Annotated in this window: 5 protein-coding genes; 4 read left to right on the top strand and 1 reads right to left on the bottom strand. The window is 63.6% G+C overall.

Going from position 1 to position 7,709, the window contains the following annotated elements:
• Positions 1–19 precede the first annotated feature (19 nt).
• The 4 genes from oppB (at position 20) to ACOZK4_RS23105 (ending at position 4,928) form a co-directional block, all read left to right on the top strand.
• Positions 20–943, top strand: a complete 924-nt coding sequence (gene oppB / locus ACOZK4_RS23120) for an oligopeptide ABC transporter permease OppB (protein ID WP_421594157.1) — start codon at positions 20–22, stop codon at positions 941–943.
• On the top strand, positions 936–2,060 hold the full coding sequence (locus ACOZK4_RS23115; protein ID WP_421594038.1) for an ABC transporter permease: 1,125 nt from the start codon (positions 936–938) through the stop codon (positions 2,058–2,060). Before oppB ends, ACOZK4_RS23115 begins: the two co-directional genes overlap by 8 nt.
• Before the next feature lies 1 nt (position 2,061).
• Positions 2,062–3,678 (top strand): ABC transporter ATP-binding protein, encoded by a 1,617-nt coding sequence (locus tag ACOZK4_RS23110; RefSeq protein ID WP_421594037.1) that lies wholly within the window; start codon positions 2,062–2,064, stop codon positions 3,676–3,678.
• Between the two features lie 107 nt (positions 3,679–3,785).
• Positions 3,786–4,928 carry a gluconeogenesis factor YvcK family protein gene (locus ACOZK4_RS23105; RefSeq protein WP_421594036.1) on the top strand — a complete coding sequence of 381 codons (1,143 nt, stop codon included), beginning with the start codon at positions 3,786–3,788 and terminating at the stop codon, positions 4,926–4,928.
• Here ACOZK4_RS23105 and ACOZK4_RS23100 read toward each other — a convergent pair.
• A complete protein-coding gene (locus ACOZK4_RS23100) occupies positions 4,906–7,572 on the bottom strand; it encodes a bifunctional diguanylate cyclase/phosphodiesterase (protein WP_421594035.1) in 2,667 nt (888 codons plus the stop codon). The genes ACOZK4_RS23105 and ACOZK4_RS23100 overlap by 23 nt on opposite strands.
• Positions 7,573–7,709 lie beyond the last annotated feature (137 nt).

Genomic DNA, 7,709 nt, shown 5'->3' with positions numbered 1-7,709 from the left:
TATCTGGGGAGACCTGGTCATGCTTGCTTTCGTTCTGCGGCGCCTTGCCAGCGCCGTGCCGACGCTGTTCATCGTCGTCACGATTTCCTTTTTCCTCATGCGCTTTGCGCCCGGCGGACCGTTCAATCTCGAACGACCGCTGCCGCCCGCCACGATGGAAAACTTGATGCGGGCTTATCAGCTCGATCAGCCGCTCTGGCGGCAATATCTCACCTATATGAGCAACGCGCTGACCGGCGATTTCGGTCCGAGCTATATCTATAAAGACAACAGCGTCGCCGAACTGATCGGCAAGGGGCTGCCCTATTCGATGGAGCTCGGCTTCTATGCGCTGCTGCTCGCACTGGTCGGCGGTGTGATCGTCGGCACGATCGCCGCACTCCGGCAAAACAGTGCGCTCGATTTCGCGGTCATGTCGGTCGCAACCGTCGGCGTGACGGTGCCGAATTTCGTCGTCGGCCCGGTGCTAACGCTGGTCTTTGCCATCATGCTAGCCTGGCTGCCGGCCGGTGGCTGGGGGGACGGGTCGCTTCGCTTCCTCATCCTGCCGATGATCGCGCTTGCCTTGCCGCAGCTTGCCGTCTTCGCTCGGCTGACGCGCGGCTCGATGATCGAGGCCCTGCGCACCGACCATATCCGCACCGCGCGGGCCTACGGCCTGCCGGCGAGATCGGTGGTGGTGGTGCATGCCATGCGCGGCGCCATGCTGCCGATCGTCTCCTATCTCGCACCCTGTGCGGCGGCGCTGCTCACCGGTTCGGCGGTCGTCGAGACGATCTTCACCATTCCAGGCGTCGGGCGCTATTTCGTGCTCGGTGCGATCAACCGCGACTATACGCTCGTCATGGGCACGGTCGTGCTGATCGCCATCTTCGTCATCGTGTTCAACCTGGCTGTCGACATCCTCTATGGCCTGCTCGATCCGAGGGTTCGCCATGACTGATGCCATCCTCTCCTCCGCGCCCGAGATGAAGGGGCGCAGCCTCTTCCAGCTCGCCGTCATGCGCTTCCGCCGCAACCGGCCCGCCATGGTGGGCGCCGTCATGCTGGTGCTGATCGCCTGCTTCTCGTTCTTCGGGCCGTTCTTCATCAGCCACAGCTACGATCAGGTTTTCTCCTCCTACGTCACCATTCCGCCAAGCCTCGAGCCGCGTCCCGGCGAGGATACGCTGGAAGAGGCGATGAAGGGTGTCGCCAGCCGCGCCCGCGTCGAGCTGCAATCCTTCTCTGTCGAGGGCGAGACCTTCACGGCTGTCATCGCTGCCAAGGATCCGATCGACCCGCGCGCCACGCGCTACTTCGACCGGGCCAACGAGTTCGACAAAACCGAGGTGACTGCCACCGAGGACGAGGGCCGCAAGCTCACGCTCAAGGGCGTCGTCGACCGGGAATATTTCCTGTTCGGCACGGATACCAACGGCCGCGACCTCATGGCGCGCGTCATGCTTGGCGGGCAGATTTCCATCGCCGTCGGCCTGCTTGCCAGCCTCGTCTCGCTCGGCATCGGCGTCAGCTACGGCGCGATATCAGGCTATATGGGCGGACGCGTCGACAACGTTATGATGCGCTTCGTCGAAATCCTCTATTCGCTGCCCTTCGTCTTCCTCGTCGTCGTGCTCGTCGTGTTCTTCGGGCGCAGCTTCATCCTGATCTTCCTGGTCATCGGGGCGGTGGAATGGCTCGACATGGCCCGCATCGTGCGGGGGCAGACATTGTCCCTGAAACGGCGGGAATTCATCGGCGCGGCGGAGGCGCTCGGCCTGACGGACTGGCAGATCATCCGCCGGCACGTCATTCCCAACACGATCGGCCCGGTCGTCATCTTCGTCACCGTCATCGTGCCGAAGGTGATCCTGCTTGAAAGCTTCCTCTCCTTCCTCGGCCTCGGCGTCCAGGCACCGCTCACGAGCTGGGGCTCGCTGATCGCCGAAGGCGCCAACAACATCCAGTCGGCGCCGTGGCTGCTCGTCTTCCCCGCCATCTTCTTCGTCGCCACGCTCTTCTCGCTGAACTTCGTCGGCGATGGCCTTCGCGACGCGTTCGACCCTAGGGATCGCTGACATGGACGAGACGAAAAACACCATGGAACCGATCCTTGCCGTCCGGGACCTGAAGGTCACCTTCGAGACTCCCGACTGCGCCGTGAATGCGGTGAAGGGCATCAACCTCAACGTCTGCCCCGGCGAGACGCTGGCGGTGGTCGGCGAATCCGGCTCCGGCAAGAGCCAGACCATGATGGGCATCATGGGCCTGCTCGCCAGCAACGGCACCGTTTCCGGCTCCGCGAAATATCGCGGGCAGGAGATGGTAGGGCTGCCACCCAAGGCACTCAATGAGATCCGCGGCGCGAAGATCACCATGATCTTCCAGGAGCCTATGACCTCGCTCGATCCGCTCTATCCCATCGGCAAGCAGATCGCCGAGGTGATCGTGCATCACCGCGGCGGCTCGCAGAGAGAGGCGCGACCGCGCGTGCTGGAGCTGCTGAAGCTCGTCGGCATTCCCGACCCGGAGCGCCGCATCAACAGTTACCCGCATGAAATGTCGGGCGGCCAGCGCCAGCGCGTGATGATCGCCATGGCGCTCGCCAACGAGCCGGACATCCTGATCGCCGACGAGCCGACGACGGCGCTCGACGTGACCATCCAGGCGCAAATCCTCAAGCTGCTGCGCGATCTGCAGAAGCGTTTCGACATGGCGATCGTGCTCATCACGCATGACCTCGGCATTGTCAGGCACTTTGCCGAACGGGTCGTCGTCATGCGGCACGGCGAGGTGGTGGAGCAGGGCGCGACGGCCGAGATTTTTGGAAACCCGAAAGCCGACTATACCCGCATGCTGATCGAGGCCGAGCCGCATGGCCGCAAGGCTGCACCGGCTGTCAGCGCGCCTGTTATCCTCGAAGGCCGCAATGTCGTCGTCGACTACAAGATCGATGGCGGTTTCCTGAAGAAGCGCGCCAACACCTTCCGCGCCGTCGACAATGTCAGCATCAGCCTGCGCGAGGGACAGACGATCGGCATCGTCGGCGAATCCGGGTCTGGCAAATCGACGCTCGGGCGGGCACTGTTGCGCCTCATCGCCAGCAAGGGCGCCTATCGTTTCGGTAAAACGGATATTTCCGAACTCGACCGGACGGGCATGCGGCCGCTTCGCCGCAGCATGCAGGTGGTCTTCCAGGATCCCTACGGCTCGCTCTCGCCGCGCCAGACGGTGGGCGAGATCATCACCGAGGGGCTCTATGTGCACGAGCCGCAGCTCACGCGGGCCGAGCGCGACAAGCGGGCGATCGAGGCGCTAAAGGAGGTCGGGCTCGATCCTGCGGCGCGCAACCGCTACCCGCATGAATTTTCCGGCGGCCAGCGGCAGCGCATCGCGATTGCCCGCGCGATGATCCTCAAGCCCCAGGCCGTCATTCTCGACGAGCCGACCTCGGCGCTCGACCGCTCCGTGCAGGGCCAGGTGATCGAGCTTCTGCGCGATCTCCAGTCCCGCCATGGCCTGTCCTATGTCTTCATCAGCCACGACCTGTCGGTGGTGCGCGCCATGTCGGATTACGTCGTGGTGATGAAGGATGGCAGGATCGTCGAGGAGGGGCTGACGGACGCGATCTTCAACGCGCCGCAGGCGGATTATACCAGGACGCTGATCGGGGCGGCCTACAATATCTGCCCCTGACATCAGGCATTTTCGCTTTCCCTCCATCGCGAAAAGACCGTAATTGTATCAAGAGTTCCACCCTGGAAACCGCAGCCGCGTTCCGGGGTTTACGTCTGGGAGACCGCATGGCCGCCGACCGCTTGCCGCATATCGTGCTCTTTTCCGGCGGGACGGCCTGCCGCTCCACCAATCTGGCGCTCTGCGCCAAGCCGGTGCGGCTCACCCGTATCGTGCCCGCCTGGGATAGCGGCGGCAGTTCCAAGGTGATCCGCGAAAGCCTCGACGTGCTCGGCGTCGGCGATATCCGCCAGGCGCTGATGACCATGGCGCATGGCGAGGGCCGGGCGGGCGATGTGGTGAAGGTCTGCAATGCACGCCTTACCAGCAGCAGCCTTGCCGATGCCGATACCGAATTCGCGCTCTATGCCGAAGGCCGCCATCCGCTGCTGGAGCGCATGGAGCCCGGCCTGCGCGGCGCGATCCTCAATTACTTGCGCACCTTCCGCGCGGCCATCGGCACGGATTTCGATTTCCGCAACGGTAGCATCGGCAATTTCATCCTCACCGGCGCGCATCTCGCCCACAACAGCGACATCAACACCGCCATCTTCGTCTTCCGCAAGCTCTGCGACATTGCCGGCCATGTCTGGCCCTCGACGGCGGACAGCAGCGCCGATCTCTCGGCCGTGCTGAAGGACGAGACCGTCATTGCCGGGCAGCACCGTGTGACGGCGCTTCCCGAGGAGCAGGGCAGGACTGGCATTCGCGAGATCCTGTTGTCCGGCCGCAACGGTGCGCCGGCTCCGGCCAACGAGGCGGTGATCGAAAGCCTTGAAAGTGCCGACGTCGTGGTCTTCGGCCCCGGCAGCTTCTATACCAGCGTGCTGCCGCATTTTCTCGTCGAGGGCGTCGTGCCGGCCATCGCGCGGAATTTGCACGCCCGCCGTGTCTTCATCGGCAACATTCTGCAATGCCGAGAGACGCGGGGCCTCGACCTCGCCCAGATGCTGCAGACCGCGGCATCCGTCTGGCGCGAGCGCGGCGGAGTGGATGTGCGGCCCTTCACCCATGTGCTGGCAAACCGACAGCTTCTGCCCTTCGAAAAGACCGCTGGCGCCTTCGCCTATCTCGGCAACGGGGCGTTGGAGGCGACCTGCGCGCGGCTTGGCGCCGAAGCCGTCATCGGGGAATTCGAGGATGCCTGGCAGCGCGGCCACCATGATGGCGCGGCGGTTGCCGACAGTATCAGCTCGCTTTTGCGGGCGTGATCCTGGCGTCCGGCATCCAGCTTCGCCCCTTGGCGAAGGCGAGGAAATCATCTGCCGCCATGGGCCGTGCCAGCGCATAGCCCTGCAGGGTGTGACAGCCAAGGCTGCGCAGCAGCGCGGCATGCTCCAGTGTCTCGACGCCCTCGGCGACGGTCTCGATATCGCGCACCTTGCCGATATCGATGATCGAGCGCACGAGGCTCTGCTGCGACGTTGATTCCAGCAGTGGCTGCACCAGCCGGCGGTCGATCTTCAGGCGCTTCGGAGAAAGCTCCAGCAGGCTGACGATGGAGGCATGGCCGGTGCCGAAATCGTCGATCTCGATATCGATGCCGAGCGCCTTGATCTCCTCGATGGCCTGGCGCAGCCCGTCGTCGGCCGTATCGAAGGAAATCGACTCCAGGAGTTCGAAGGTCAGCGCGCCGGGGCGGATGTTCATCGCCTTCAGCTTGTCGATCAGGCCCTCGTCGCGCAGGCGCTGGCAGGAGACGTTGACGGAGACGCGTGGAATGCCAAGGCCCTGGCCTTCCCAGCGTGTCGCCTGGAACAGCGCTTGGTCGAGGATCGTCTCGTCGATGCGGGCGACGACATTAAGACTTTCGGCGACCGGCAGGAAGATATCGGGCGCGATGAAGCCGCGCGTCGGATGCTCCCAGCGGGCGAGTGCTTCGACACCGACGATTTCAAGCGTTTGCGCATCGAATTGCGGCTGGAAGAACGGGCGGAATTCGCCGCGTTCCAGGCCGCGTAGGATATCGTCGCTGAGGCGCTTCACTTCGACCGTGCGCAGGCGCAGTTCATCGTTGAAGGTCTCGACGCGGTTGCGGCCGCGGCGCTTGGCCTCGTACAGCGCGATATCCGCATTGACGAGAAGCTGCTCGGGCGATTCATCCACGTCGTTGCGCGTGGCGATGCCGATACTCGCGCCGATGCGACAGTCATGGCCTTCGATGATCATCGGCTCGCTGATCGCCTCGATGAGGCGGGCGGAGAGGCCGGTGAAATCGGCCTGTGCCGGATCGCGGCGCGACAGCAGCACGAATTCGTCGCCGCCGATGCGGGCAATGAAGTCTTCCAGCGGAATATGGGCACGCAGCACACCGGCGGCGTGTTTCAACACTTCGTCGCCGGCAGCGTGGCCCAGCGTGTCGTTGATGTCCTTGAAGCGGTCGAGGTCGATATGCAGCAGCGTCAGCGAACGGCCGTCGCCATTGCCCGCGAGCGCCAGCTGCTGATCGAGGAAGCGGCGGTTGGGCAGGCGCGTTAGCGCGTCATGCAGCGAATTGTGCTCCATGACGCGGCGGGCTTCCTCCAGCGCGTGGTTCTGCGCCTCGGCCGTCAGCTTGGCCTCGAGCAGTTCGGCCTGCAAGAGCGTATCTTCCGTCACGTCCCAGTTGGCGCCGACGATGCGCTTGGCGCCGGACGAGGCGCGATAGGTCATGCCATGGGCGCGGATATGGCGAATACGCTCGTCATGCCCGATGACGCGGAACTCGGTAATGTAGGGTTTTTCATCGGCAATGGCTGTCGCGAAGACACGTTCGGCTTCTGCGATATCATCGGGATGAAGTGCAGCGCGCCAATCGTCGTAGCCGCAGATCGGTTGCTCCGGCGGTACATTGTAGAGCGCGCGCATGCGCGCATCCCAGGAGAGCGCCGAGGTCTCGCTGTCATATTCCCAGACACCCACCTTGGAAGCATCGAGCGCGAGCTGCAGGCGCTGCGAGATGGTTTCCAGGCGATCTTCGCGATCCTGCAGGGTGAGGATGTGCTTGTGGCGCTCCTTCATGAGGTAGCCGACCCAGAATATCGGGGCGACAATGATGATGGCGAGCAGGGCAAGGCCCGCGCGGAAGGTGCCGAGATCGGCGGAGGGCTGCCGCCAGCCCTTCAGCGGCGCGGCCGACATGGTCCAGATCTCGTGACCGATATCGATCGTCATATCGACGGGATTGGCATCGACCGTGTTAGGCGTGGCAAAGAACGTCCGTGCCTCCTGGCCGTTGTGCGGCTTGCTTGAGAGGGTGACCGCGATCTTGAGGTCGTCGGTGAACCCACTCGTGGCCAGGAGCTTGTCGAGGCTGATGACGGCCGAAGCGATGCCGAAGAAAGCATTTTCCTTGCCAACATGGATCGGATAGCGGGCGATCACACCGCGCCCGCCCTGAACCAGATCGACCGGTCCTGTGACGATCAGCCGATCCTGTTCCATCACCTGGAGCGCGGCGGCGCGCTGGCGCTCGTTCTTGCGATAGTCGAGGCCAAGGCTGCGTTCGTTGCCCTTCAGCGGGTAGACGCGGTTGACGACGAAATCCGGTGCGATGGCGAGGCTGCGCAGCTGGTTTTCTTCGCGGAAGATGCGGCTCAGAAGATCGTCGAAATGCGTCGGCGACATGTCCGGTTCTGTCGAGAATGTCGCGACGAGGCCCTGCACGAGCTTTACATTACCGAGAATATTGCCCTCAAGGCGGGAGCGCAGCAGGCCGAGTTGTTCGGTGGTGGAAGAGCGCAGATATTCTTCTTCCAGCCGCCGCTTCTGGGCATCGGCGAGCACGGCGGCGACGAGAACCGCGAATGCGACGACGATGGCGGGGAGGTAGTATCCCAGCCCTCGAAAGGAGAATGTCGCATTGCGATCGTTCATTTCTGCCAGTTCGTTCCCATATGCTCGCGCCACCGGCAGGCGGCTCTTGGGCGTTTGGGGAACGATGGCAGATGCAACTTAATATTTGCTGACGAGGTGTCGGCTGGTTCTGGACGGTTTGGGGAGCAGTTTTGTGC

This window comes from Shinella sp. M27, from assembly GCF_049199905.1.
In the GTDB taxonomy this organism is placed as follows: Bacteria; Pseudomonadota; Alphaproteobacteria; order Rhizobiales; family Rhizobiaceae; genus Shinella.
This window is presented reverse-complemented; position numbering and strand designations above follow the sequence as displayed.

Excerpts from the sequence above, each read along its gene's own strand:
- ACOZK4_RS23115 (WP_421594038.1), top strand. The coding sequence starts at position 936 with ATGACTGATGCCATCCTCTCCTCCGCGCCCGAGATGAAGGGGCGCAGC.
- ACOZK4_RS23100 (WP_421594035.1), bottom strand. The coding sequence starts at position 7,572 with ATGAACGATCGCAATGCGACATTCTCCTTTCGAGGGCTGGGATACTAC.
- oppB (WP_421594157.1), top strand. The coding sequence starts at position 20 with ATGCTTGCTTTCGTTCTGCGGCGCCTTGCCAGCGCCGTGCCGACGCTG.
- ACOZK4_RS23110 (WP_421594037.1), top strand. The coding sequence starts at position 2,062 with ATGGACGAGACGAAAAACACCATGGAACCGATCCTTGCCGTCCGGGAC.
- ACOZK4_RS23105 (WP_421594036.1), top strand. The coding sequence starts at position 3,786 with ATGGCCGCCGACCGCTTGCCGCATATCGTGCTCTTTTCCGGCGGGACG.